Annotated in this window: 23 protein-coding genes; 7 read left to right on the forward strand and 16 right to left on the reverse strand. The window is 63.7% G+C overall.

Annotated elements, in window-relative coordinates; genetic code table 11:
- Positions 1 to 3 precede the first annotated feature (3 nt).
- Genes ACTIGC_RS07035 through ACTIGC_RS07045 form a run of 3 tightly spaced genes read left to right on the forward strand, consistent with a single transcriptional unit; the run spans position 4 to position 3,465 of the window.
- Positions 4 to 792, forward strand: a complete 789-nt coding sequence (locus ACTIGC_RS07035; RefSeq protein ID WP_439633729.1) for a TRAP transporter small permease subunit — start codon at positions 4 to 6, stop codon at positions 790 to 792.
- Positions 792 to 2,366: a TRAP transporter large permease gene (locus ACTIGC_RS07040; RefSeq protein ID WP_439633730.1), complete on the forward strand. Its 1,575-nt coding sequence runs from the start codon at positions 792 to 794 to the stop codon at positions 2,364 to 2,366. The genes ACTIGC_RS07035 and ACTIGC_RS07040 overlap by 1 nt, the downstream gene beginning before the upstream one ends.
- Entirely contained in the window at positions 2,359 to 3,465 is a 1,107-nt protein-coding gene (locus ACTIGC_RS07045; RefSeq protein WP_439633731.1) for an AI-2E family transporter, read from the forward strand. Before ACTIGC_RS07040 ends, ACTIGC_RS07045 begins: the two co-directional genes overlap by 8 nt.
- Here ACTIGC_RS07045 and ACTIGC_RS07050 read toward each other — a convergent pair.
- From ACTIGC_RS07050 to folK, 13 genes are all read right to left on the reverse strand, one after another.
- Positions 3,462 to 4,466 (reverse strand): M48 family metallopeptidase, encoded by a 1,005-nt coding sequence (locus ACTIGC_RS07050; RefSeq protein ID WP_439633732.1) that lies wholly within the window; start codon positions 4,464 to 4,466, stop codon positions 3,462 to 3,464. The genes ACTIGC_RS07045 and ACTIGC_RS07050 overlap by 4 nt on opposite strands.
- Before the next feature lie 24 nt (positions 4,467 to 4,490).
- On the reverse strand, positions 4,491 to 5,039 hold the full coding sequence (locus tag ACTIGC_RS07055; RefSeq protein ID WP_439633733.1) for a LemA family protein: 549 nt from the start codon (positions 5,037 to 5,039) through the stop codon (positions 4,491 to 4,493).
- Between the two features lie 94 nt (positions 5,040 to 5,133).
- Positions 5,134 to 5,544, reverse strand: a complete 411-nt coding sequence (locus ACTIGC_RS07060; protein WP_439633734.1) for a hypothetical protein — start codon at positions 5,542 to 5,544, stop codon at positions 5,134 to 5,136.
- Positions 5,545 to 5,588: 44 nt separating this feature from the next.
- Complete coding sequence (gene parC, locus ACTIGC_RS07065; protein ID WP_439633735.1) at positions 5,589 to 7,841, reverse strand: DNA topoisomerase IV subunit A; 2,253 nt, start codon at positions 7,839 to 7,841, stop codon at positions 5,589 to 5,591.
- A gap of 50 nt (positions 7,842 to 7,891) precedes the next feature.
- Positions 7,892 to 8,620, reverse strand: a complete 729-nt coding sequence (gene recO, locus ACTIGC_RS07070; protein WP_439633736.1) for a DNA repair protein RecO — start codon at positions 8,618 to 8,620, stop codon at positions 7,892 to 7,894.
- 117 nt (positions 8,621 to 8,737) lie between these two features.
- Entirely contained in the window at positions 8,738 to 9,685 is a 948-nt protein-coding gene (era, locus tag ACTIGC_RS07075) for a GTPase Era (protein WP_439633737.1), read from the reverse strand.
- On the reverse strand, positions 9,675 to 10,364 hold the full coding sequence (rnc, locus tag ACTIGC_RS07080; RefSeq protein ID WP_439633738.1) for a ribonuclease III: 690 nt from the start codon (positions 10,362 to 10,364) through the stop codon (positions 9,675 to 9,677). The genes era and rnc overlap by 11 nt, the downstream gene beginning before the upstream one ends.
- Entirely contained in the window at positions 10,361 to 10,774 is a 414-nt protein-coding gene (gene acpS, locus ACTIGC_RS07085; protein WP_439633739.1) for a holo-ACP synthase, read from the reverse strand. The genes rnc and acpS overlap by 4 nt, the downstream gene beginning before the upstream one ends.
- Positions 10,771 to 11,517, reverse strand: coding sequence for a pyridoxine 5'-phosphate synthase (locus ACTIGC_RS07090; protein ID WP_439633740.1), 747 nt, complete (start codon positions 11,515 to 11,517; stop codon positions 10,771 to 10,773). The genes acpS and ACTIGC_RS07090 overlap by 4 nt, the downstream gene beginning before the upstream one ends.
- Before the next feature lie 5 nt (positions 11,518 to 11,522).
- Positions 11,523 to 12,110, reverse strand: a complete 588-nt coding sequence (gene pyrE / locus ACTIGC_RS07095) for an orotate phosphoribosyltransferase (RefSeq protein WP_127569408.1) — start codon at positions 12,108 to 12,110, stop codon at positions 11,523 to 11,525.
- Between the two features lie 29 nt (positions 12,111 to 12,139).
- Positions 12,140 to 14,359 carry a RelA/SpoT family protein gene (locus ACTIGC_RS07100; protein WP_439633741.1) on the reverse strand — a complete coding sequence of 740 codons (2,220 nt, stop codon included), beginning with the start codon at positions 14,357 to 14,359 and terminating at the stop codon, positions 12,140 to 12,142.
- Between the two features lie 3 nt (positions 14,360 to 14,362).
- The gene (rpoZ, locus tag ACTIGC_RS07105; RefSeq protein WP_127567010.1) at positions 14,363 to 14,728 is read right to left on the reverse strand and encodes a DNA-directed RNA polymerase subunit omega; all 366 of its coding nucleotides are present in this window, start codon (positions 14,726 to 14,728) and stop codon (positions 14,363 to 14,365) included.
- 108 nt (positions 14,729 to 14,836) lie between these two features.
- Positions 14,837 to 15,355: a 2-amino-4-hydroxy-6-hydroxymethyldihydropteridine diphosphokinase gene (gene folK, locus ACTIGC_RS07110; protein ID WP_439633742.1), complete on the reverse strand. Its 519-nt coding sequence runs from the start codon at positions 15,353 to 15,355 to the stop codon at positions 14,837 to 14,839.
- A gap of 45 nt (positions 15,356 to 15,400) precedes the next feature.
- Between folK and ACTIGC_RS07115 the strand changes: the two genes are divergently transcribed.
- Positions 15,401 to 15,982, forward strand: coding sequence for a LabA-like NYN domain-containing protein (locus tag ACTIGC_RS07115; RefSeq protein WP_439633743.1), 582 nt, complete (start codon positions 15,401 to 15,403; stop codon positions 15,980 to 15,982).
- Positions 15,972 to 16,622 (forward strand): uracil-DNA glycosylase, encoded by a 651-nt coding sequence (locus ACTIGC_RS07120; protein ID WP_439633744.1) that lies wholly within the window; start codon positions 15,972 to 15,974, stop codon positions 16,620 to 16,622. The genes ACTIGC_RS07115 and ACTIGC_RS07120 overlap by 11 nt, the downstream gene beginning before the upstream one ends.
- On the opposite strand, the gene smpB is transcribed toward ACTIGC_RS07120, so the two are convergent.
- Together smpB and dapA are read right to left on the reverse strand one after the other, a co-directional pair.
- The gene (gene smpB / locus ACTIGC_RS07125) at positions 16,619 to 17,089 is read right to left on the reverse strand and encodes an SsrA-binding protein SmpB (RefSeq protein WP_127567016.1); all 471 of its coding nucleotides are present in this window, start codon (positions 17,087 to 17,089) and stop codon (positions 16,619 to 16,621) included. The two genes, ACTIGC_RS07120 and smpB, sit on opposite strands and share 4 nt — an antisense overlap.
- On the reverse strand, positions 17,086 to 17,958 hold the full coding sequence (gene dapA, locus ACTIGC_RS07130) for a 4-hydroxy-tetrahydrodipicolinate synthase (protein WP_439633745.1): 873 nt from the start codon (positions 17,956 to 17,958) through the stop codon (positions 17,086 to 17,088). The genes smpB and dapA overlap by 4 nt, the downstream gene beginning before the upstream one ends.
- Before the next feature lie 154 nt (positions 17,959 to 18,112).
- Here dapA and ACTIGC_RS07135 point away from each other — a divergent pair, with 154 nt between their 5' ends.
- Entirely contained in the window at positions 18,113 to 20,266 is a 2,154-nt protein-coding gene (locus ACTIGC_RS07135; protein WP_439633746.1) for a lytic transglycosylase domain-containing protein, read from the forward strand.
- Positions 20,267 to 20,414: 148 nt separating this feature from the next.
- Here ACTIGC_RS07135 and ACTIGC_RS07140 read toward each other — a convergent pair whose 3' ends face one another.
- Positions 20,415 to 21,395, reverse strand: a complete 981-nt coding sequence (locus tag ACTIGC_RS07140; protein ID WP_439633747.1) for a threonine ammonia-lyase — start codon at positions 21,393 to 21,395, stop codon at positions 20,415 to 20,417.
- Positions 21,396 to 21,585: 190 nt separating this feature from the next.
- Between ACTIGC_RS07140 and ACTIGC_RS07145 the strand changes: the two genes are divergently transcribed.
- Entirely contained in the window at positions 21,586 to 23,223 is a 1,638-nt protein-coding gene (locus ACTIGC_RS07145) for a long-chain-fatty-acid--CoA ligase (protein WP_439633748.1), read from the forward strand.
- Positions 23,224 to 23,388 lie beyond the last annotated feature (165 nt).

A 23,388-nucleotide genomic window follows, 5' to 3' on the forward strand; every position in this document is an offset into this window, starting at 1 on the left:
ACAATGCGGGCGGGCGACTGGCTGCTTCTCGCGCTCATTGCACTGACACTGACGCTGATCGCCGCTGATCAGATCAGCGGCGGCAGTGTTCAGACATGGATCGCATCCGACCTGCCGGCCACAGGCCGTGAGTTCGGCGCGCTTCTCGGCTGGGTAGGCTGGGCGCTGACGCCCGTCATCGCGCTGCCGCTGGTCGCCGCCCTGTGGATTGTGATCGCCGCGCCGCCCGCCCTGATGACCGCAGCACTGGTCCGCACCAGCGTCATCATCGATGCTGTCAACCGCGCCATTGGTGACGCGGCCCGCTGGTTTGCTCTCGCGCTGGTGCTGGTCACCAGCCTTGTTGTCATTCAGCGTTATGTTTTCGGGGTTTCGGTCACAAAGCTGCAGGAAAGCATTATCTACCTGCACGCTCTACTTTTCCTGCTGTCGAGCGCGGTGACGCTGCTGGCGGGCGGGCATGTCCGCGTCGATATTTTCTACTCGCGCCTGTCGTCCAGGGCGAAGGCGTGGACTGATCTTGCTGGCGTCTATCTGGCGCTGATCCCGATGTGCTGGCTGATCCTCGACACGTCGCGCACCTATGTGGGCGGCGCCTGGCGGATACTGGAACGCTCGCGCGAGAGCGACGGCCTGCCTCTGGTCTTTGCCCTTAAGACCGCCATTCCCGTCTTTGCCGTAATGATGATCGCGCAAGGGGTCTCGATGGCCGCGAGGGCGGCGCTGACACTGGCTGACAGGGACACCCCTGACGAAGGCCTGCGCGAGGACGCGCCGACGGGAGCCCTGTGATGGACCTCCTTCTGGTTGCCCTGCCCTTCCTGATGTTTGTCACGGCAGTGATCGCGCTGCTGCGTGGCTTCCCGGTGGCATTCACCCTGGCCGGTGTCGCCATCCTTTTTGCGCTGATCGGACTGGCGTTCGACGCGTTCGACCCGCTGCACATGCGCGCCTTTCCGCAGCGCATCTACGGCAACATCATGGAGATGGATAAATCCATCCTCGTGGCCGTGCCGCTTTTCGTCTTCATGGGCGTCATGCTGGAAAAATCGCGCGTTGCCGAGGAATTGCTCGAAGCCATGGGCGCGCTGTTCGGCTCGATGCGCGGCGGGCTTGGCATTTCGGTCGTGATCGTTGGCGCGTTGTTGGCAGCATCAACCGGCATCGTAGGCGCCACCGTGGTAACGATGGGCCTATTGTCGCTTCCGACCATGCTCCGGCGCGGATATGACCCGGCGCTCGCCAGCGGTTCAATCGCCGCGTCCGGCACGCTGGGGCAGATCATTCCACCGTCTATCGTATTGATCCTGCTCGGCGACCAGCTGGGTTCAGCCTATGCGCGCGCGCAGCGTGAACAGGGCATTTTCGCCCCCGACATCCTGACCGTGGGCGATCTGTTTGCAGGGGCACTCATTCCCGGCCTCCTGCTGGTGGGCGGGTATATCGTCTACCAGATCGTCATCGCGGTCACTCGGCCATCTGCCTCACCGGCTATTCCCAGGGAAGAACTGAACGCGGACATCTTCAAGGTGCTGCGCGCGCTGATACCGCCGCTGGCGCTGATCGTTGCGGTGCTGGGTTCGATCCTTGCCGGCCTTGCCACACCCACCGAAGCCGCCGGTGTCGGCGCTCTTGGCGCAACCCTGCTGGCGGGTTTCCGCAATGCGGGCGCATCGTCCAATCCGCGCGGTGGACGCTGGCTGGTAGCCATCGGAGCTATCAGCCTGCTGGCGTTGATCGCTGCTGCCATGGCGCTCAATCTGCGCGCCGGAGTGGACGGCAATGAGCGCCTTCTCACCCTGGGTCTCGGCGCAGTGGCCGCTGTGGGTACGCTATGGGCGCTCATCCGCCTGTTCCGCACACGCGTACTCGACGAGGTGATGACACAGACCGCGCGCATCTCCTCCATGGTGTTCGTGATCCTTATTGGCGCCTCGCTGTTTGCGCTGGTCTTCCGGGAGCTCGGCGGTGATGGCAGCGTGCGCGCCATGCTGGAGGCCGTGCCAGGCGGTGTATTCGGCGCGGTGCTGGTGGTGATGCTCATCATGTTCGTGCTGGGCTTCTTCCTCGATTTCATCGAGATCACCTTCGTGGTCGTGCCTATCGTCGCGCCGATCCTGTTCCTGATGGGCGTGGACCCGATCTGGCTGGGCGTGCTGATGGCGCTGAACCTGCAGACCAGCTTCCTGACCCCGCCCTTCGGCTTTGCGCTCTTCTACCTGCGCGGTGTGGCGCCGCCTTCGCTGCCGACAAGCGCCATCTATCGCGGCGCCATCCCCTTCGTTATCATTCAGCTTTTCGCAATAGCGCTGGTTGCCGCCCTGCCCTGGCTAGCCACCGCCCTGCCAAGAGCACTTTATGGCTGAACCACGCCCTGGCGACGCTCCCGGCGGTCCGACCCCAGCAGAACGCGCGGCGCTGCAGCGCTACGTAATTGTTGTTGCGGCACTGGCGCTGACCGGACTCTTCGTCTGGATGGTGAAGGACTTTCTGGGGGCGGTCTTCCTTGCCGCCGTGCTGGCCCTGATGCTGACACCCATTCAGGACGATATAGCCGACACGCTGGGCGGCCGGGCACGCGTATCGGCAAGCCTGCTGATCGTGTCGGTCATTCTGATAGGCATGGTGCCGCTTGGCATTCTGGTCGTGATTGTCGTGCGGGAAGCGTTGCAGGTAAGTGAGGCGCTCACCCCCTTCGTGCAGGAACAGGTGACGAACTGGCGGGCAGCCGGCGGCGGAGTGCCCGAATGGGTGCCGTGGCGCGAGGAAGTGATCCGCTATCAGGGCGAAATCGCCAGCCAGATCGGCAGCTTCGCCGCCACAGCCGGACGGGTTGCCATCAACACCATGACGTCGGCGGCAGGCTCGACCCTGATGGTCTTTCTGAACCTGATCGTTTTCCTCTACGCGCTTTACTTCTTTCTGGTGCACGGCCGCGCCATGACCGCCACGGCGCTGCAACTCCTGCCGCTGCGTCCGCGCGACCGCATTCTGCTGGCCGGGCGGGCCGTCTCCACCATCCGTGCGACGATAAAGGGCACGCTGATCATCGGCCTTGTGCAGGGCACCGTTACGGGACTGGCGCTCGCCATCGCCGGCGTGCCGGGCGCCCCGTTCTGGGGTGCTGTGGCGGGGCTTCTCTCCGTGATTCCGGGGATCGGCACCCCCCTGGTCTGGGGGCCGGCTGCCGCCTGGCTGATCTATCAGGACGAGATGACAGCCGGTATAGCGCTCGGCCTGTTCGGTTTTATCATCATCATGAATATCGACAATTTCCTGCGCCCGCGTCTGGTCGGCAGGGACGCCAGGATGAGCGATCTCATGGTGCTGATCTCAACGCTCGGAGGCCTGACCCTGTTCGGCGCCATCGGCATCATCATAGGCCCGATGATAGCGGCCCTGTTCAGCGCGGTCTGGCACGTCTATGCGCGCGCCTACGCGCCGCTACTGGGGGTAAAACCCTAAACCGCAGGCACAGCCCCGGCGCGCGGCGGAGGCCGGTTGCCGCCCGCATAGCGCTCCAGCGCGGCGATGCGCTTGTCCATGGGCGGATGGGTGGCGAACATGCCTGCAAACCCGCTGGAGCGGTCATGCAGGAACATCTGGCGCACTTCTGCCGGCGCGCCTTCTACATCCGGATTGCCCGACACCTTCATCAGGGCGGAGATCATCGCGTCGGGGTTCTTGGTCAGCTCCACCGCGCCCGCATCGGCCATGTATTCGCGCTTGCGCGACAGGGTGAAGCGGATGGCGATCGCCAGCATCCATGCCAGCGCGGCAAGAGCCATGGCCACCAGGATGAACACGCCCGCATTGCCGCCCGATCCGCGCCGTCCGCCCCCTGCCCGCCCTAGCGAGCCATGCAGCATGCCGCGCACCATGATCTCCACGGTGAAAGAGATGATGCCGACAAAGATGATGGAGATGACCAGGAGGCGCACATCGCGGTTGATGATATGGGTCAGCTCGTGTGCCAGCACCGCTTCCAGTTCATCGCGATTGAGCTTTTCCATCAGGCCGCGCGTCACCGTGACCGCTGCCTGTTTCTCGGTCAGGCCGGAGGCATAGGCGTTCAGCGCGGGCGTTTCGATGATCCGCAAGGCGGGCATGGTCAGCCCGCGCGAAATGCACAGATTTTCCAGCAGGTTGTAAAGTTCCGGCTCGTCATTGCGCGACACCTTCTTCGCGCCGGTGCTGGCATCGATGATCGCCTGATGTGACAGCCAGGCAATGGTGAACCAGATCACCACCCCGATCAGCACCCATGGGGTAATCATCGGCATGGCATAGGCCGCCTCTCCGGCAGCCCGGCCTACATCAGCCTGCTCGCCCGCCGTCCACGCCAGAAACAGCACCGTCATGGCGTAGACGAGGCCGAGGATCAGGAACGGGAATCCTGCCAGCAGCAGGATGGATTTGAGATTATTGTTCCAGATATGGCTGCGAAGGCCGGTCGCTGCGAGCATGACAGGCCTCCGCGTGCCGGTACCTTAGAACTTCACCGACGGCGCAGCGCGCTCGGTGGCCGCAATCTCGAAGAACTCGCGGCCCTTGAAGCCGAACGGGCCTGCCAGCACCACGGCCGGGAATTGCTCAATCGCCGTGTTGTATTCCGACACCGCATTGTTGAAGAAGCGGCGGGCGGCGGCGATCTTGTTTTCCAGATCGGCCAGCTCGCGCTGCAGCGACAGGAAGTTCTGGTTGGCTTTCAGATCCGGATAGGCTTCCGACAGCGCGAAGAGCTGGCGCAGCGCGCCGGTCAGCATGTTCTCGGCAGCGGCCAGATCCTTCATGCCGGTGGCATCTATGGCCTGCTGGCGCGCCCTGATGACGTTTTCCAGCGTTTCCTTCTCGTGTGTCGCGTAACCCTTCACGGTCTCAACCAGGTTCGGCACGAGATCGTAGCGCTGTTTCATCTGCACATCGATATCGCCCCAGGCCTGATTGGTCGTCTGACGCAGGGCCACGAGGCGGTTGTAGATGAGGATGATGGCCAGGCCGATAACGGCAAGGATGACGAGGATGATGACAAATTCCATGGAATTATCCTTCCCGTGAGGAGGTGGCGGGGCTTGTACCTTTGACAATTAAACCCAACCGTCCGGCGCGCCAAGCCTGTTGGGCGTCTGTGGCTTAAGGGGCGGTTTCCAGAAGGCGGGCGCGGTGCAAGTCCTTCTCACGTCCCATTAGTCTGAACATACGTATCAGCTCGCTGCGGCTGGCGACCTGAACGGGCATGTCACCCATGCCGAGGCTGATGCTCTCATGAACCTCCACAGGCCACCACTTACCCTCACGGCATACTTCCAGCCCGGCCATGATCTCGACCGGCACTTGGCCAAAGCTGGCGTTAAGGAACTGACGGGAGCGGAACAGTTGAGATGGCTCTGACTGTTTTCGCGTGACATCGGCGCGCTCCAGAAGCGCTAGTGCATCCCGGTCAGATACCAGCACATCGATATCAGCCAGCGGCCCGTCCTCGATGCCGTGGAGATGGAGTCCGGCGCCGCCATAAACAGCCCAAGGGTCGCGGCAGGTCTTCATGGCGTCCGCCAGAGCAGTTAGCGTCGCCTGCAACCCGGTCAATGCTAAACCTGCCCTCTCGGCGCAAAGCGTCCAGCGCGCGAAAAGCCCTTCGGTGCCAGACGTCCGGCCTGCGCGCGCTTGCCGAGGAAGAGCTTCCAGTCTTCCACCAGATGCTTGCGCCCGGCCCCGTCCGTCCAGGTCAGGCCCTCTTCGGCGGCAAACACCGTGACATCGCTCACCTCTCCGCCCTTGCCGCCCAGCAGGCGCACACCCTTGCCGCGCGTCATTTCAGGGATCTCATCAAGAGCGAAGACGAGCAGCTTGCGGTTCTCGCCGATCACGGCGGCAGAGTCGCCTTTCGCTTCGGTCACGACGATCACCTCGGCGCCCTCGACGAGATTCACCAGCTGGCGGCCCGCCCGCTTGATGGCGGGCAGTTCGGCTTCCGGCACGAGGAAGCCATGGCCGGAGCTAGACGCGATCAGCAGCTTGCGCGCCGGATCATGCTTCACCAGCGCCAGCGGAGCCGAGCTTTCATCAAGATCGATCTGCAGGCGCACCGGCTCGCCAAAGCCGCGCCCGCCCGGCAGCTTCGACGCATCCAGCGTGAAGACCCGCCCATCGGTGGCAAACAGGAGAAGCTTGTCGGTCGTCTCGCAGCGCACGGCAAACGCCGTCTCGTCGCCATCCTTGTGTTTCAGGCTTGAAAGGTCGTCCACATGGCCCTTGAGCGCGCGTATCCAGCCCTTTTCGGAGAGCACGACCGTCACCGGCTCGCGTACCACCAGCGCCTCTTCCACGCGGTCGGCCAGATCATCGGCCGGCGCATCGGCAAAATGGGTGCGGCGGCGGCCAATCGCGGTGCGCGGGCCGAAGCTCTCACGCACGGCAGCGATTTCACCGTCCACCTTCGCCCATTGCTGCTCATCACTCGCAAGGAGGGCTTTCAGCCCCGCACGCTCCTCGCCCAGCCGGTCAGATTCCGCGCGCAGCTCGATCTCCTCCAGCTTGCGCAACGAGCGCAGGCGCATATTGAGGATCGCTTCGGCCTGCCGCTCGGACAGCTGGAACTCGGCCATCAGATCGGGCTTGGGCTCATCGCTCTCGCGGATGATGGCGATGACCCGGTCGAGATTGAGAAAGCAGATGATATAGCCTGCCAGCACTTCCAGCCGGTCTTCCACCTGCGCCAGACGGCGCGTGGCCCGGCGCACCACCACTTCGCGGCGATGGTCCAGCCATATCTGCAAGACCTCTTTCAGGCTCATCACGCGCGGCGCGCCCTTGGGGTCCAGCACGTTGAGGTTCAAGGGAAAACGCACTTCCAGATCAGTCGCGCGGAACATGGATTCCATCAGCACGGCCGGATCGACCGTGCGCGCGCGCGGCTCCAGCACCAGGCGCACATCCTCCGCGCTTTCATCCATCACATCGGCCAGCAGAGGCAGCTTTTTGGCTTCCATCAGGCTCGCGATGCGCTCCACCAGCCGCGCCTTCTGGACCAGATAGGGAATCTCCGTGACGACGATGCGCCACGTACCACGCCCCTGATCCTCCACCTCCCACTTGGCGCGCAGGCGGAAGCCGCCCCGGCCCGTCTCATAGGCTTCAAGGATGGAATCGGCAGACTCCACGCAGATGCCGCCGGTGGGAAAGTCCGGCCCTTTGACGAATTTGGCCAGCGCGCGCACGTCTGCATCCGGCCTGGTGATCAGATGGCGCGCCGCATCGCAGATTTCAGCCGCGTTATGGGGCGGGATGCTGGTCGCCATACCGACCGCAATGCCCGTCGCGCCATTGGCCAGCAGGTTCGGGAACGCACCGGGCAGGACGACCGGCTCTTCCTCCGACCCGTCATAGGTCTTGCGGAAATCGACCGTGTCCTCGTCCATATCCGCCAGCAGCAGGCGGGCCGCTTCGGTCAGGCGCGCTTCGGTATAGCGCATGGCCGCCGCGCTATCGCCGTCCACATTGCCGAAATTGCCCTGCCCCTCGATCAGCGGATAGCGGGCGGCAAAATCCTGCGCCAGACGCACCAGCGCGTCATAGACGGACTGGTCGCCATGCGGGTGGTATTTACCGATCACATCGCCGACCACACGCGCGGACTTTTTGAACGCCGCATCGGGATCAAGCTTCAGAAGGCGCATGGCGTGCAGGAGCCGCCGGTGAACGGGCTTCAGACCGTCACGGGCATCGGGCAGCGCGCGCTGGGTGATGGTGGAGAGCGCATAGGCCAGATAGCGCGAGGACAGCGCATCCTCGAAGCGCTCAGGGAAAATGCGCCCTGCCTCACCAACCGGTTCGTGTCCCATGCCCTGCCTCTGTCACTGATTCTGCTTCAGGCCAGTATAGGGCGTTCAGCCTAAAGTCTGCCCGCCGATTCCAGCCGCTCGATCATGCGCGCGCGCGCTTCGGGCAATACCTTGTCAGTGGGCCACAGCACGCGCCGTTCGATGAAGTGGGCGGTGAGCTTAAGACCGGCGGCAATATCACCCGGCGAGACCTCTCCCGACCCTGCCATGAAGCCCGGCAGGGCCAGCAGGCGGTCAGCATATTCCGCGCCGGCCTCCGCGCCGACCGCACGCCCGGTGCGCGGGCTGACATATTTGAGATCATGGGTCTGGCCGGTGGCGGCACACTTCTTCAGATCCATGCCATAGCCGAGATCAGCCAGCAGGCCCGCCTCCCAGCGGATATAGAGCGCGGGCCAGATATCGATATCGTTCAAGGACGATACCAGCACCTCGAACGCGCCATGTACCGCCGGATGTGCCTCGCGCTCCGGCAGGGCCAGCACCGCCATCGCGCAGGCCGCATTGAGGCCAGACAGCGCCAGCGGATCATCCATCAGCGCACCGGCGTCCAGCGATTCTGCTTCCAGCGCGTAATTGCCCAGATGCTCGTCCAGCCGCGCCCGCCAGACCGCGCGCACCGCATTGCCCGGCTGCAGGATGGGCCGCATGGCCTTGGACCGCCCGCCGCGTACGAGCCCCGGATGGCGGCCATGCTCCGGGGTAAGCAGCTCCACAATGGCGCTGGTCTCACCATAATTGCGCACAGCGATGATGCGGCCGGTATCAGTCCATTCCATGGGGCACCCCTCGTCCTTCGAGACGGCCTTCGGCCTCCTCAGGATGAGGGGTTAGCCGCCCCTGCCCCTCATCCTGAGGGCGAGCGCAGCGAGCGTCTCGAAGGACGAGGGGCATAATCACGCATCAAACTCCAGGCCGAGCGCGGAATAGCGCGCGCGCTCCTCGCTCCAGCCGGGACGCACCTTCACGTGCAGGAAGAGGTGAACCTCGCGCTCCAGATCGGCAGAGAGCTCCTTGCGGGCCAGTTCGCCAATGGTTTTCAGCGTCTGGCCGCCCTTGCCGATGACCATCGGCTTGTGGCCTTCGCGCTCCACGTAGATCGTCTGCTCGATACGCACCGAGCCATCCTTGCGGTCCTGCCAGCTATCGGTCTCCACGGTGAGCCCATAGGGCAGCTCGTCATGGACGCGCAGGAACAGTTTTTCGCGCGTGATCTCAGCAGCCAGCAGACGCATGGGCAGATCGGCAATCTGGTCCTCGTCATAGAAGAACTCGCCTTCAGGCATCAGCCCGGCAAGACGCGCGGCCAGATCCTTCACGCCGCTGCCATTGCTCGCAGAGATCATGAAGACCTCGCTGTAAGCGCCTGTTTCATGGAGACTTTGTGCCAGTGCCAGCAGCTCGTCGCGCTTGATGAGATCAATCTTGTTGAGCGCCAGAATGGCCGTCCGATTGGCGTTTTTAAGCCCGTCAATCACGCGGCGCGTGTCTTCATCGGCGCGCGCATCCTGCCCGCCTGTACGGCCCTTCAGCACGCGCGACGCGGCAGCGGCATCGACCACGTGGACGATGGCATCGGCCTCGTCTGCCCCGGCCCAGGCCGCTTTCACCATCGCCCGGTCGAGGCGCCTGCGCGGCGCGAACACGCCGGGCGTATCGACCAGCACGACCTGCGTGCGATCCTTCATCATCACGCCGCGTATCTGGAAGCGCGTGGTCTGCACCTTGTGGGTGACGATGGAGACCTTCTGGCCGACCAGCGCATTCACAAGGCTGGATTTGCCCGCATTGGGCGCGCCCATCACGGCGACAAAGCCTGCGCGGGTGGTTTCCTTACTGGTCATGGGCGTGTTCCCGTTTGAGCATGGCTTCGGCGGCGGCGCGCTGCGCAGCCTGTTTGGTCGCGCCTTCACCCATAGCAGGTTCCAGCCCGTCTATCGTCACTTCCACCGTGAAATGCGGCCGATGGTCCGGCCCTTTGCGCGACACCAGCTGATAGGCTGGCGCTGGCAGGCTTTTGCGCGCCGCCCATTCCTGCAGATAGGATTTCGCGTCCTTGGTCTGGCGGGTGAGCTGGGCCAGCTCCTCCTCCCACGCGGAGTCGAAAAAGGCACGCGCAGCTGGCAGCCCGCCATCGAGATAGATAGCGCCGATCAGCGCCTCGCAGGCATCGCCAAGGATGGATTCCTTGTCCCGTCCCCCAAGGCGCTCCTCGCCCGGTGACAGAAGCAGCGCATCTCCCAGACCGATGGACCGAGCGACGCGCGCGCACGCACCCTTATTGACCAGCGCATTCAGACGATGCGCCAGCCCGCCTTCGCTAAGGCCCTCAAACATGGAATAGAGCTGTTCAGCCACCAGAAGGCCCAGCACGCGGTCGCCTAGAAACTCCATGCGTTCGTTGGAATCGGTGCGGCGGCGGCCATCGCCATGGCTGGCATGGGTCAGCGCGATTTCCAGCAGGCCGGGATCGGTAAATTTATAGCCGACGGCCTCTTCAAGCTGCTTGAGCCGGTTGGTCATGCGCCCGGCTCCGCCTTCGGGATCGCTTCCAGGATCGCGAAGGCCTGCGCCCAGGGGTAATCATCGGTCAGGGTCAGGTGAACAGTGAAATCCATGCCGTCCGGCGTGAGCGCGCGGGCACGCTCCAGCGCCTTGCCCGACAGATTCATCGTCGGCTTGCCGCCTTTGAGGTTGATGACTTCCAGATCACGCCAGATCACGCCCCGGTATATGCCGGTACCCAGCGCCTTGGCGGTCGCTTCCTTGGCGGCAAAGCGCTTGGCATAGGTGTCCACCTCGCGCATCCGGCTCTCTGCCTTGGCGCGCTCGCCTGCGCTGAACACCCTGTTCTTGAAGCGGTCGCCAAACCGCTCAATCGAGCGCTCTATGCGGCGGATATCGATAATATCGGTGCCGATGCCGATTATCACGCGACCTTCTCCGCGCGCGCTTCGTCCATCAGGGCGCGCATGCGCTTCACGGCCGTTTCCAGCCCGGTGAAGATCGCCTCGCCAATGAGGAAATGGCCGATATTGAGCTCGGCGAGCTCCGCGATTGCGGCCACGGGCTTCACATTGTCAAAGGTCAGGCCATGGCCTGCATGCGGTTCGATACCACGCCGGACGGCCTCTCTGGCCGCGTCCTGCAGGCGTGCCAGCTCGCGCGCCACGCCCGCTTCATCGCCCTCCAGCCAGAGCTCGGCATAGCGCCCGGTGTGCAGCTCCACGACCGGCGCGCCCAGAACCTCGGCTACCGCAATCTGCACCGGGTCCGGCTCAATGAAGAGCGAGACGCGGCATCCAGCGTCTTTCAGGCGGCGCACAATCGGCGCGATGGTGTTGTGCAGACCCGCCACATCCAGCCCGCCTTCGGTCGTGCGCTCCTCACGCTTTTCCGGCACCAGGCAGGCGGCATGGGGCTTAAAGCGTTCAGCGATTTCGGCCATCTCGTCGGTCGCGGCCATTTCAAGATTGATCGGCAGGCGCGTCGCCGAGCGGATAGCCTCCAGATCACCATCGCGGATATGACGCCGGTCTTCACGCAAATGGATGGTGATCCCGTCCGCGCCCGCGCTTTGCGCCACCGCCGCCGCCCGCACCGGATCGGGATGCGCGCCGCCGCGGGCATTCCTGATGGTCGCGACGTGATCGATATTGAGGCCCAGACGCAACATCGGCCTTACGCCTCCAGCCCCCGGCTGCCGGGCTTGATGGCCGGAATGCGCTCCAGCTCTGGCGGCAGGGCGTCTTCGGCATAAGCCGGGAAAGCCACCGTCGCGAGCGCGATCAGCGGCACGCCCACGTCAGCGCGCCCGCCGGAACGGTCCACAAGACAGCATTCAGCCACCACTTTGGCACCAGTCTTCTCTATCGCGGAGATGCACTCGCGCGAGGAGAGGCCCGTCGTCACGATGTCCTCGACAACCAGCACGCGGTCGGCCGCGGTCAGCTGGAAGCCGCGCCGAAGGCGGAACTCGCCATCCTCACGCTCGACAAACAGAAAAGGCAGGTCCAGCTGGCGAGCGGTTTCATAGCCCGGAATAATCCCGCCCAGCGCGGGCGAGACAATGGCGGTAATGTTGTCCTGAACCTTCGCGCGCACGGCCTCAGCCATCGCCTTGCACAGCTTTTCGGTGCGGGCAGGCTCGCGGAAAACCAGCGCCTTTTGCAGAAAGACCGGGCTGCGCAGGCCAGAGGACAGGATAAAATGTCCCTCCAGCAAGGCACCTGCCTCGCGGAACTCGTCCAGCACTTCGTCTGCGGTCATCATATCCGGCCTCCCGATAAAAAGCGGCGCTACTCGTAACGGGCGCGCTCGGCACTGACTACCCGGTCACACGTCTTCAGTGCAGCGACGATGTTGGACAGGTGGCGCACGTCCACTACCTCAATGTCGAACGCCATATCAAAGAAATCGCGCGAGCGGGAAAGCGTCTTGATATTGGTGATGTTGCCGCGTGCCTCACCGACAGCCCCGGCAATCTCGGCCAGCACGCCCGGCTCGTTGCGCACAGTTGCCAGCACCCGGCCCACCGAAACAGCGTTCGAGCGCGCTTCAGGCGTCCATTTCAGGTCGATCCAGTTATCGCCAGAGGCCGGGTCTTCCTCCTCCAGCTCGGCCAGACGCTCGCAGTCGATGACGTGGACTTCCACGCCCACGCCCTCGCGCAAAATGCCGACAATGCGGTCGCCTGGAAGCGGCGAGCAGCAGGGCGCGAAATGCAGCGACACGCCGGGCGTCAGACCGCTGCCATGCACGTAAAGCGCGCCCTTTTCATCGTCGATCAGCTCGCGCTGGCTCGGATCATTGGGGCTTTTCTCGCGCTGGCCGGGAAATACCGCGTCAAAGAGCTGGGTGGAGGTGATCTGCCCCCTGCCCAGTGCCTGATAGAGTTCCGGCGCGGATTTCAGGTCGAGCCGCGCCAGCGCCTCCGTCAGCATGTTTTCCTTGAAGGCCTTGCCCTCACGCTGGAAGGCGTGCTCGGCGATCACCTTGCCAAGGCGCTCAAACTCCTGCTGCTGGGTTTCGCGGATCAGCTTGCGGATCGCGGCCTTGGCGCGGCCGGTAACCACAAGGTCTTCCCACCCCGCAGGTGGCTGGCGCACCCCGCCCTTGATGATCTCTACCGTATCGCCATTGCGCAGCCGGGTACGTAATGGCCGCTCGCGTCCATTGATACGCACGCCAACCGCCCCTGCCCCCAGCTCGGTATGGACCGCGAAGGCAAAATCCAGCGGCGTTGCACCCTGCGGCAGGGCGATCAGCTCGCCCTTCGGCGTGAAGGCGTAGACCTGGTCGGTGAGCATCTCCAGCTTGGCATGCTCGAGAAACTCGTCCGGGTCACCGCCCTGCTCGAGAATTTCGACAAAAGCCCGCAACCGGCCGAGCGGGTCGCCGCCTGCCTCGCGCGCTGACTTGGCGTCATAACCGTAGCGGCCAGCCTTGTAGCGCCAGTGCGCGGCCACGCCGGTCTCTGCAACCGCCTCCATGGCCTCGGTACGTATCTGCAGCTCCATGCGCACATTGTGCGGACCCACAATGGTGGTGTGCAGCGAGCGGTAATTATTGGGCTTGGGGGTGGAGATGTAGTCGTGGAAGCGCTCCGGCACCGAGCGCCAGTTCTGATGGATCACCCCCAGCGTCCGGTAGCACTCGTCCGGCGTGTTCACGATCACTCGGAAGGCGTAGATGTCGGCAATGTCGTCAAACGAGGTGCCCTTGCGCTCCAGCTTGCGCCAGATCGAATAGGGCCGCTTCTCGCGTCCGAACACGCGGCAGTCTATGCCCGCCTCCTCAAGCCGCTGGGAGAGCAGCGAGGACATGGCGGCAATCGCGGAGGCCCGTGTGGCCCGCAGCGCGGCCAGCCGGCGGGTGATGGACTCATACGCGTCAGGATTGATGTTGCGGAAAGCCAGGTCTTCCAGCTCGACGCAGATACGGTTCACGCCGATGCGCCGGGCTAGCGGCGCGTAGATTTCCAGCGTCTCACGGGCGATCCGCTCACGCTTTTCCGGCTTGGGCATGAAATGCAGCGTGCGCATATTGTGCAGCCGGTCGCAGAGCTTCACCAGCAGCACGCGGACATCGTCCGTAATGGCCAGGACGAGTTTCTGGAAGTTCTCCGCCTGGCGGGTACGCTTGTTGATCAGCTCCATCTGGCTGAGCTTGGTCTCGCCATCAACGAGGCGGGCGACATCCTCACCAAAAAGCTCGGTTATCTCCTCAAGCGTGGCATCGGTGTCTTCAACCGTGTCGTGCAGGAGCCCGCTGCACACCGTTGCCACGTCGAGATGAAGGTCGGCGAGCAGCATCGCCACCGCCACGGTGTGCCCGTAATAGGGCTCACCGGAATGGCGCTTCTGATGGGCGTGCTTGTCGCGTGAATAGTCGTAGGCGCGGCGTAACAGCTCCACATCCGCATTGGGATGGTAGGTCAATACGCGCGCTATGAGGTCGTCGGCGCTTGGGATGGTTCCCGGCGCTTCGGCGGACGCGCTGAGCGCTACCCCGCCCAACGTTTACAAACGGCCGTCTGCCGGCCCGTCCCGATCGCTCTGCAGGGCGCGCAGCATGGCTGCCTCGTCCATTTCAGGTGCAGGCAGGGCGCGCGGGGCGTCAGCAGCGTCGTGACGCGCCTCGTCTTCATCGTCATCAGCCGGGATGACACGCTCCAGACCCGCAACCAGGCTTTCCGCCAGCGCATCAAGGTCCAGCTTTTCGTCGGCTACCTCGCGCAGCGCCACAACCGGGTTCTTGTCATTATCCCGGTCAATCTGAAGCTGGGACCCGGCCGCGATATTGCGGGCGCGGTGCGCAGACAGAAGGACCAGCCGGAAACGGTTGGGGATTTTTTCGATGCAATCTTCGACAGTAACGCGAGCCATGAGCGTGGACGCTCCCAAATGCAAACAGGGGGTCGGGGGTAATAGCGAACACTCCTGATACCTCAGTGTGCCTCCGGCTTCAAGCGCGCCGCTGCGCTGCACAAAGCATTACCCGCCCCTGACGAACGGTCCAAGCTGTGTGGTGGCGTGAATGTCTCCGGGGGGCAGCGCGTCAATCAGCCTGCTGATCGCATTGCCGGTTACCGGATGTTTCCAGCCTGGAGCAATCTCCTGCAAGGGCAGGAGCACAAAAGCACGCTGATGGGCGCGCGGGTGCGGCAGAACAGGCCCCTCACCGCCTTCGGCCACGAGCCCGCCAAAGTCGACAATATCGAGGTCCAGCGTACGGGGCGCATTGCGCTGCGACCGTACCCGCCCGAACTGCTCCTCCACCTCATGCAGGCACCAAAGCAACTGTGTTGGCGTCAGGTGCGTTTCAACCTGCGCAACGGCATTCACATAGGCCGGATCTGCAGGGTCCGGCCAGGCAGGCGATTGCCAGAGCGAAGACCGGGCGACAAGCCGGACACCGCGTGTTTCCAGCGTCCCGGCGGCCTCGCACAGCACCCTCCGGGACGTTCTGCGCCCCAGGGCTTGGTTTGAGCCGAAAGCGATGTAGATATCCAATTTAGTGCCTATTTTAGTTCGCCATTAGCCCCCATAAGGAGCACCATGACTTTTTATCCCAATGAGCGCATCGGCCTTTTTATCGACGGTGCCAACCTCTATTCCGCAGCCCGCGCACTCGATTTCGACATCGATTACCGCAAGCTTCTCGAAGAATTCAAAAAGCGTGGCCGCCTCGTCCGGGCGAACTACTACACCGCCTTGCTGGAAAATGACGATTACACGCCCATCCGCCCGCTCGTGGACTGGCTGGACTATAACGGGTTTGCAATCGTCACGAAGGCGGCGCGCGAATACACCGATGAGCATGGCCGCCGACGCATCAAGGGCGACATGGATGTCGAGATCGCCGTTGATGTGCTGGAGTCTGCCAGCTATCTCGATCATATCCTGCTATTCTCCGGTGATGGCGATTTTCGCAAAGTGGTGGAGGCCGTGCAAAGGCGCGGTGTCCGGGTCTCGGTCGTTTCCACGCTGAAATCCCAGCCGCCCATGATAGCCGACGATCTGCGCCGTCAGGCCGATAACTTCATTGAGTTGGCGGAGCTTGGCCGTCTGGTTGGCCGTGAACGCCGTGCCCGCGAGGACTTCGCACCGGCTGCGTCCGGCGATGATGATGACGCATAGCGTCCTGGCCGAGCCCCGCGCCGATTGCCCGCTCTGCCCGCGCCTTGTCGCCTACCGGCAGGAAAACGCCCGTCAGGAGCCGGACTGGTTCAATGGCGCAGTGCCGTCCTTCGGGGACGTAAACGCACGCCTGCTGATCGTGGGGCTGGCGCCGGGCCGTACCGGAGCCAACCGCACCGCCCGGCCCTTTACCGGCGACTGGGCGGGCGATCTGCTCTATGCGACGATTGAGCGGTATGGCTTCTCAAAAGGCACTTATAAGGCCGACCCGAATGACGGGCTGACCCTGCACGACGCCATGATCACCAACGCAGTGCGCTGCGCGCCTCCGCAGAACAAGCCGGTGGGCGAGGAGATGGCCAATTGCCGCCCCTTCCTGGCCGCGCGTATCGCGGCCCTGCCCAGGCTGAAAGTGATGATCGCTCTGGGGCGTATCGCGCATGAGAACACGCTGCGCGCGCTGGGCCGGCGACCAGCAGCGTTCACCTTCGCCCACGGGGCAGAGCATGAGGTTGATGGACCGCAAGGCCCCCTCACCCTCATCGATAGCTATCATTGCTCACGCTACAACACGAACACGGGCCGGCTGACCGAGCCCATGTTCCACGCCGTGTTCGAGAAGGCCAAGGCGCGGCTTTAGCCGAAATCCTTCATCAGGCGCGCCTTGGAACGGTTCCACTCACGCTCCTTGATGGTCTCGCGCTTGTCGACCGTCTTCTTGCCCTTGGCGAGGCCGATCAGGAGCTTGGCAAGCCCCCGGTCATTGAAATAGAGCCGCAAGGGGATGATGGTACGTCCCTCGCGCTGCACCGCGCCGGCCAGCTGGGCCATCTGCTTCTTGTGAAGCAGCAGCTTGCGATGACGGCGCGGCTCGTGATTGAAGCGGTTGCCGCCCTCGTAAGGGGGAAAATCGGCATTGATCAGGTAGAGCGCGCCATCGCGCTCCACGCTGACATAGGCTTCAGCAATATTGGCCCGGCCCTGACGCAGGGATTTCACCTCGGTGCCGACCAGCATCAGGCCAGCCTCCATCGTATCCTCGATCTCGTAATCGAAGCGCGCACGCCGGTTGACGGCAATCAGCCCGTTATCATCGCTTTTGCTCATATCTGCGACAACTCTTTGAGGACCGTTCTGATCCGGTCCTTCACTGCGTCGGGGCACTCTACCAGCGGCAGGCGCACCTCGGCAGAGCACAGGCCCAGAAGGCTCGCCGCGTATTTTGCAGGCGACGGGCTGGAATAGGCGAACAACACCTCATGGAGCGGTTGCAGGCGGTCATTGAGATCGCGCGCCTCCTCCCAGCGCCCGTCCAGTGTTGCATTCTGGAAAGCGGCGCACAGGGCGGGCGCCACATTCGACGACACCGAGATCACGCCCACGCCGCCATGCGCGTTATAACCCAGCGCGCTGGCATCTTCCCCGGAGAGCTGGATGAACTCAGCGCCAATGGCGCGGCGATGCTGCGTCACGCGGGCAATATCGCCCGTCGCGTCCTTGACCCCGATCACATTAGGATGTTTCGCGACGCGTGCCATGGTCTCTACCGAGACATCCACGATCGACCGGCCGGGCACATTGTAGACAAAGAGCGGAACTTCCACCGCATCGGCGATGGCGAGATAATGCGACGCCAGCCCTTCTTGCGAGGGCTTGTTGTAATAGGGCGCAGCGACCAGAACAGCGTCAGCGCCTGCACTCTTGGCAAAGCGCGCCAGCTCGATTGCGCGGGCGGTATTGTTTGACCCCGCGCCAGCGATAACCGGCACCCGGCCTGCCGCCGTGGCGATAACCGTCTCGACCACATGACGATGCTCGTCATCACTCAGCGTTACGCATTCGCCCGTGGTGCCGACCGGAACCAGGCCATGGGTGCCCGCCTTTATCTGGTGCTCCACCACACGTTTCAGCGCGGCGGTATCAACCTGGCCACTGCTGAAAGGGGTGATGAGTGCCGTAAAAGAGCCGCGGAACATGGTTTGCATAGCCTTGTGAGATTGGTGCGCGAACGCAAATGGGCGCGGACCATATCGATTGCAACGTCAAGCGCCAAGACGCTGCAATCGCTGTGGACAGTGCGCGCGCATTCGACGAGTCTGTAGATCTGCCTGCCGCCAGGAGTTTGCCCCCATGCTGTTGCGTGCCGCCCTGCTCGCCCTGTCAGTCTCAGCGCTGAGCGCCCCCGCCTTTGGCGATGTCCCGGTGCCGCGGCTGAAACCGCCCATGGCCAATCACTCCGCCATTCTGAACGATGCCGATTTTGATCTTCTGCGCCGGGCACTGCGGGCCGCCGATTCCGGTGACTGGACCTTCGTGCGCGAGGCCCGGTTCAATATCAGCCACCCGGTCGCCCAGAACCTCCTCCTGTGGCGGCTGGCGTCCTCGGACGCGCGCGCGATCTTCTCCGAGCTGCACATGGCGCTCGAGGCGCTGGACGGCTGGCCGCGTCAGGCGGCGATCCAGCGCGAGGCGGAATGGAAGCTGGCCGACGCCGGCCTTGGCCCGGACCTGACGGCCAGCTGGTTCGCGCAGCGTGAACCGCTCACCGGAGAGGGCCGCATCGCCTGGGGCGAAGCGCTGATCGCCCTTGGCCGCACTGATGAGGGCCGTGAGCAGATACGTGAAGCCTGGCGGACCCAGTCCCTGCGCCAGACCTATCAGAGCCAGGTCCTGCGCCGCCATGGCGATTTCCTGACGGCTGCAGACCATGCCGAACGGGTGGACTTCCTGCTCTGGGCCGGTCAGCGCAGCCTGGCCAGTGCCCTGCTGCCCCAGCTTGGCGCCGGCGAACGCCGCGTTGCTGATGCCCGCATAAGGCTCGCTGCCCGCGGCACTGGCGTTGACGGCGCCGTGAACGCTGTCCCGCCCAGCCTGCAGAACGATCCCGGGCTTGTATTCGAGCGGACGCGCTGGCGGCGGCGGGGAGGCAATGCCGATGGCGCCCTGCAGCTGGCACTCGAACTGCCGGACGCCCATACCAACACCACTGCGCTGGAATCGATGTGGAGCGAGCGCAAGCTGATCATTCTGGATCTGATGCGGTCAAACGACCACGATACCGCCTACCAGCTCGCCGCATCGAACGGGATGAGTGCCGGGGTCGCTTTCGCCGATGCCGAATTTCTGGCTGGCTGGCTGGCTCTGGTACATCTGAACCGGCCGGAGGACGCACTGGCCCACTTCAACCGGCTGGAGGCAGGCGTGACCACGCCGGTTTCGCTAGGCCGGGCCAAATACTGGCAAGGGCGCGCTGCGGAGGCCGCTGGCAATGCCGTGCTGGCTCGTGACCGCTTCATGGCGGCTGCCCAGCACGCCACCACCTATTACGGCCAGCTGGCCATTCTGGCGCTGGGTGGCGCCGCGGCGGAGCTGGACCTTCCGGCCGACCCGGTCATCACCGAGGCGGACCGCGCAGCCTTCAATAACCGTGACCAGGTGCTGGCCTTGCGCATGCTGGGCGAGCTGAACCAGACCTTCCTGTTCCGCACCTTTGCCGCCCATCTGGAAGGTCGCATGGAAACACCGGCCGAGCAGGCAATGCTGGCCGACATCGCGCTGGACTATCTGAGGCTCCGGGAATCGGTGCGGGCGGCAAAGGCTGGCCGCATGCAAGGCATGATCCTTGCCGAGCGGGCCTACCCGGTCATTGATGTGCCCGCAGACGCGCCCGTGAGGGCAGATCCGGCGCTTACCCTTTCGGTGATCCGGCAGGAAACCGAATTTGATGCCCGCGCCGTCAGCGGCGCAGGCGCGCGCGGCATGATGCAGATGATGCCGGCCACGGCCCGTCAGACTGCCCGTCAGCTCGGCCTGCCTTACGAGTTTGAATGGCTGACCGACGACCCTGACTACAATATGCGCCTTGGCATGGCCCATCTGCAGGAGGTCGTCGATGATTATGACGGTTCACTGGTGATGGCGCTGGCAGCCTATAATGCGGGCGGTGGGCGCGTGCGCCGCTGGGTGCAGGAATATGGCGATCCGCGCTTTGGCGCGATTGACCCGATTGACTGGGTGGAAAGCCTGCCGTTTGCCGAGACCCGCAATTATGTGCAGCGCGTGATCGAGAATTTGCAGGTCTATCGCGCCCGCCGGGCCGGACACACCGCCGTGCCACTGGCCATTGAACGCGACATGGTCGGGGCTGGCGCTGGCCTGCGCCGTATCTTGCCGCACCTCTCCGACGAACAGCTGGCCGAGATCGAGGCAGCAGACGCTGCTGCCCGTGAAGAGCTGGGCATGGCGCCGATGCCGGACGTCGACGGCGAGGATGGCGGTACTTAGGACGCTTTCTGCCGCAAGCTCGCCAGATCACTCCAATCGTCAACCCCGCGCAGGCGGGGATCCAGAGCTCGTAGGGCTATGTCGGTGCCGAGCGGCTCTGGGTTCCCGCCTGCGCGGGAACGAAGAAGAAAAGTGCCGCTACCGGTTGTTAGGAGTGTACGCCTATCGCACGTCCAAACACACCTGCATCCACATTGCCGCCGGTAGCGACCACCACGGTCGTCTTGCCCTTTGCGTCTATCCTGCCCGACAGCACGGCGGCCAGCGCACACGCCCCGCCCGGCTCCAGCACGATCTTGAGGTGCTGCCAGGCAAAAGCGATGGCAGCCATGGCCTCCTCATCGCTGACCACGCCAACGCCCTTCACGCGAGGCTGGTTGATCGGAAAGGTCATCTCGCCCGGCGCGTGCGAAAGGAGCGCGTCCTGCAATGATCCCGATGACCGCAGATTGCTCTCACGCTGACCGGAGATGAGCGAGCGGGCATGATCGTCAAAGCCTTCCGGCTCCGCGCCATAAACGTCGATGTCCGGCGCTTTCTCCGCTAGCGCCAGATTGATCCCGGCCAGCAAACCGCCCCCGCCCACGCAGCAGACGAGCTGATCTGCCGTCTCGCCACGCTCTTCAAGCTGGTGTGTGATCTCCAGCCCGCACGTGCCCTGCCCGGCAATGACACCGAAATGGTCGAAGGACGGTATCAGCGTGGCCCCGGTCTCATCGCACAGACGCCGGGAGATTGCCTCGCGGTCCTCGCTGGCGCGGTCATAGGTGACGACGTGTCCACCCCTCGCCCGCACGCCCTCGGCCTTAATCGACGGTGCATCGGCGGGCATCACGATAGTGGCCGGGATGCCAAACAGCTTTGCCGCGTCGGCAATGCCTTGCGCATGATTGCCGGACGAGAAGGCGACAACGCCCTTGGCCCGGTCGGCGTCAGGGATCAGCGAGATCGCATTATACGCGCCGCGAAACTTGAACGAGCCCGTGCGCTGCAGGCATTCGGCCTTCACCAGCACACGCCCGCCGGCAGCCTCGTCCAGCGCCGGCCCCCACAGCAAGGGCGTGCGCACCACCAGCCCTTCAAGGCGCGCCGCCGCCTGCAGGACATCACTGAAGCCGGGTAGATGCATGCTCTCTCCTCCGCGCACGGGCCGCTTGCTGCATCACGGCCATATCTGCTGCAAGCAAGTTGCGCAAAAGGTATTGCATCGCAGCGCGGGCGCGCCTTTGATACCGGCAACTTCAAACAACGGGCCAGGCAGGCGGGCAAATGCTCTGCCAGTGAATGGCCGGTAACATCCGAGCGGGAGGACAAGCGCCATGTTGCGTGGACAGATGATGAATCGCCAGCTGATGATTTCTGGCATTCTACAGCATGCAGCCGACAATCACGGGGGCCGCGAGATCGTGAGCCGGCTGCCCGACACGGGCGAGATTCACCGCTATGGCTGGAAAGACTGCCACGCTCGCGCCAAGCGCCTCGCCAACGTGCTGACCGGCCCGCTGAAAGTGAAATCTGGCGACCGGGTGTCCACCATTGCCTGGAATACGCACCGCCATCTGGAGCTGTATTACGCGGTATCGGGCGTCGGGGCGGTTGTCCACACGGTCAATCCGCGTCTTGCGCCCGACCAGATCGCCTGGATGCTCGACCACGCCAAGGCCAAGCATGTCTTCTTCGATGTATCGTTTGCGCCCATCATCGATGCCATCGCCAAAAAGTGCAAAACCGTCAAACGCTTCATCGTGATGACGGACAGCGCGCACGCGCCGAAAACGGCCACCAGATGCGATGCATACGAAGACCTGCTGAAAAGTGCCTCGCCAGACTATGACTGGCCGGAGTTTGATGAAAATCTCGCAGCTGGCCTGTGCTACACCTCCGGCACGACGGGCGATCCCAAGGGCGCGCTCTATTCTCACCGCTCTACCGTTCTGCATGCCATGGCGTGTCTGGGACAGGACGTGCTGGGCGTCGGCTCACGCGGCACGATCATGCCGGTCGTTCCCATGTTCCACGTCAATGCCTGGGGCGTACCGTATGCGGCGGCCATGGGCGGCGGCAAGCTGGTCATGCCGGGTGCGCAGCTGGACGGCAAATCCCTGCAAGAGCTGATTGAAAGCGAGCAGGTTACACAGGTACTCGGCGTCCCGACCGTCTGGCTCGGCCTGCTGCAGTATCTGCGCGAGAGCGGCAAGCGTATCGACAGCGTGGAGAACGTGCTGATGGGCGGCTCTGCCATGCCTGAAGCGCTGCTTCGCGCCTATCAGGACGAATATGGCGTGGACATGCAGCAGGGCTGGGGCATGACCGAGATGAGCCCGCTGGGCACGGTCGGCAAGCTCCTGCCCAAGCACGATGACCTCTCCGATGACGAGAAGATCAAGATCAAGCTGAAACAGGGACGGCTGATCTATGGCGTGGAAATGCGCGCCGTGGATGATGATGACAATGTGCTGCCGCGCGATGGCAAATCATCGGGCCATATCCAGGTGCGGGGGCCCTGGATCATCGACAGCTATTTCCGGGGCGCCGGCGCCGAGGCCTTCACCGATGATGGCTGGTTCCGCACCGGCGATGTCGGCTATCTCGATGACGATGGCTACATGACGATCACCGATCGCTCGAAGGACGTCATCAAGTCCGGCGGCGAGTGGATCAGCTCCATTGATCTGGAAAACGTGGCCATGGGCCACCCGGACGTGATGATGGCAGCCGCCGTCGGCATGCCGCACCCCAAATGGCAGGAGCGCCCGCTGCTGGTTATCCAGCCCAAGCCGCACACCACGCCCACAGCCGAGGCCATTCAGGAATTCCTCGCCGAACGCCTGCCCAAATGGTGGGTGCCGGACGGGATCGAGTTCATCGACGAAATGCCGATTGGCGCGACCGGCAAGATCCTGAAAACCCGCCTGCGGGAGATCTACAAGGACTATCAATTCCCCGACGCGGGTTAGGTCTGCCCTACTCTCGTCATTCGGGGCCAGTGTTTTCCTCCCCCGTTTACGGGGGAGGTGGTCCGAAGGACCGGAGGGGGGGAAATCTTTCTCAACAATCCCCCCCCTCGCCGCTTCGCGGCACTCCCCCCGTAAACGGGGGGAGAAAACTTGTGGTCCCACCAA

The organism is Glycocaulis sp. (assembly GCF_051859565.1).
Classification (GTDB): Bacteria; Pseudomonadota; Alphaproteobacteria; order Caulobacterales; family Maricaulaceae; genus Glycocaulis.

Excerpts from the sequence above, each read along its gene's own strand:
- parC (WP_439633735.1), bottom strand. The coding sequence starts at position 7,841 with ATGGGACACGAACCGGTTGGTGAGGCAGGGCGCATTTTCCCTGAGCGC.
- ACTIGC_RS07145 (WP_439633748.1), top strand. The coding sequence starts at position 21,586 with ATGTTGCGTGGACAGATGATGAATCGCCAGCTGATGATTTCTGGCATT.
- ACTIGC_RS07115 (WP_439633743.1), top strand. The coding sequence starts at position 15,401 with ATGACTTTTTATCCCAATGAGCGCATCGGCCTTTTTATCGACGGTGCC.
- ACTIGC_RS07045 (WP_439633731.1), top strand. The coding sequence starts at position 2,359 with ATGGCTGAACCACGCCCTGGCGACGCTCCCGGCGGTCCGACCCCAGCA.
- ACTIGC_RS07060 (WP_439633734.1), bottom strand. The coding sequence starts at position 5,544 with ATGAAGACCTGCCGCGACCCTTGGGCTGTTTATGGCGGCGCCGGACTC.
- dapA (WP_439633745.1), bottom strand. The coding sequence starts at position 17,958 with ATGTTCCGCGGCTCTTTTACGGCACTCATCACCCCTTTCAGCAGTGGC.
- smpB (WP_127567016.1), bottom strand. The coding sequence starts at position 17,089 with ATGAGCAAAAGCGATGATAACGGGCTGATTGCCGTCAACCGGCGTGCG.
- ACTIGC_RS07140 (WP_439633747.1), bottom strand. The coding sequence starts at position 21,395 with ATGCATCTACCCGGCTTCAGTGATGTCCTGCAGGCGGCGGCGCGCCTT.
- ACTIGC_RS07090 (WP_439633740.1), bottom strand. The coding sequence starts at position 11,517 with ATGTTGCGTCTGGGCCTCAATATCGATCACGTCGCGACCATCAGGAAT.
- era (WP_439633737.1), bottom strand. The coding sequence starts at position 9,685 with ATGACCAGTAAGGAAACCACCCGCGCAGGCTTTGTCGCCGTGATGGGC.
- recO (WP_439633736.1), bottom strand. The coding sequence starts at position 8,620 with ATGGAATGGACTGATACCGGCCGCATCATCGCTGTGCGCAATTATGGT.
- ACTIGC_RS07135 (WP_439633746.1), top strand. The coding sequence starts at position 18,113 with ATGCTGTTGCGTGCCGCCCTGCTCGCCCTGTCAGTCTCAGCGCTGAGC.
- ACTIGC_RS07120 (WP_439633744.1), top strand. The coding sequence starts at position 15,972 with ATGACGCATAGCGTCCTGGCCGAGCCCCGCGCCGATTGCCCGCTCTGC.
- pyrE (WP_127569408.1), bottom strand. The coding sequence starts at position 12,110 with ATGACCGCAGACGAAGTGCTGGACGAGTTCCGCGAGGCAGGTGCCTTG.
- ACTIGC_RS07040 (WP_439633730.1), top strand. The coding sequence starts at position 792 with ATGGACCTCCTTCTGGTTGCCCTGCCCTTCCTGATGTTTGTCACGGCA.
- rpoZ (WP_127567010.1), bottom strand. The coding sequence starts at position 14,728 with ATGGCTCGCGTTACTGTCGAAGATTGCATCGAAAAAATCCCCAACCGT.
- ACTIGC_RS07050 (WP_439633732.1), bottom strand. The coding sequence starts at position 4,466 with ATGCTCGCAGCGACCGGCCTTCGCAGCCATATCTGGAACAATAATCTC.
- rnc (WP_439633738.1), bottom strand. The coding sequence starts at position 10,364 with ATGACCAACCGGCTCAAGCAGCTTGAAGAGGCCGTCGGCTATAAATTT.
- ACTIGC_RS07035 (WP_439633729.1), top strand. The coding sequence starts at position 4 with ATGCGGGCGGGCGACTGGCTGCTTCTCGCGCTCATTGCACTGACACTG.
- ACTIGC_RS07055 (WP_439633733.1), bottom strand. The coding sequence starts at position 5,039 with ATGGAATTTGTCATCATCCTCGTCATCCTTGCCGTTATCGGCCTGGCC.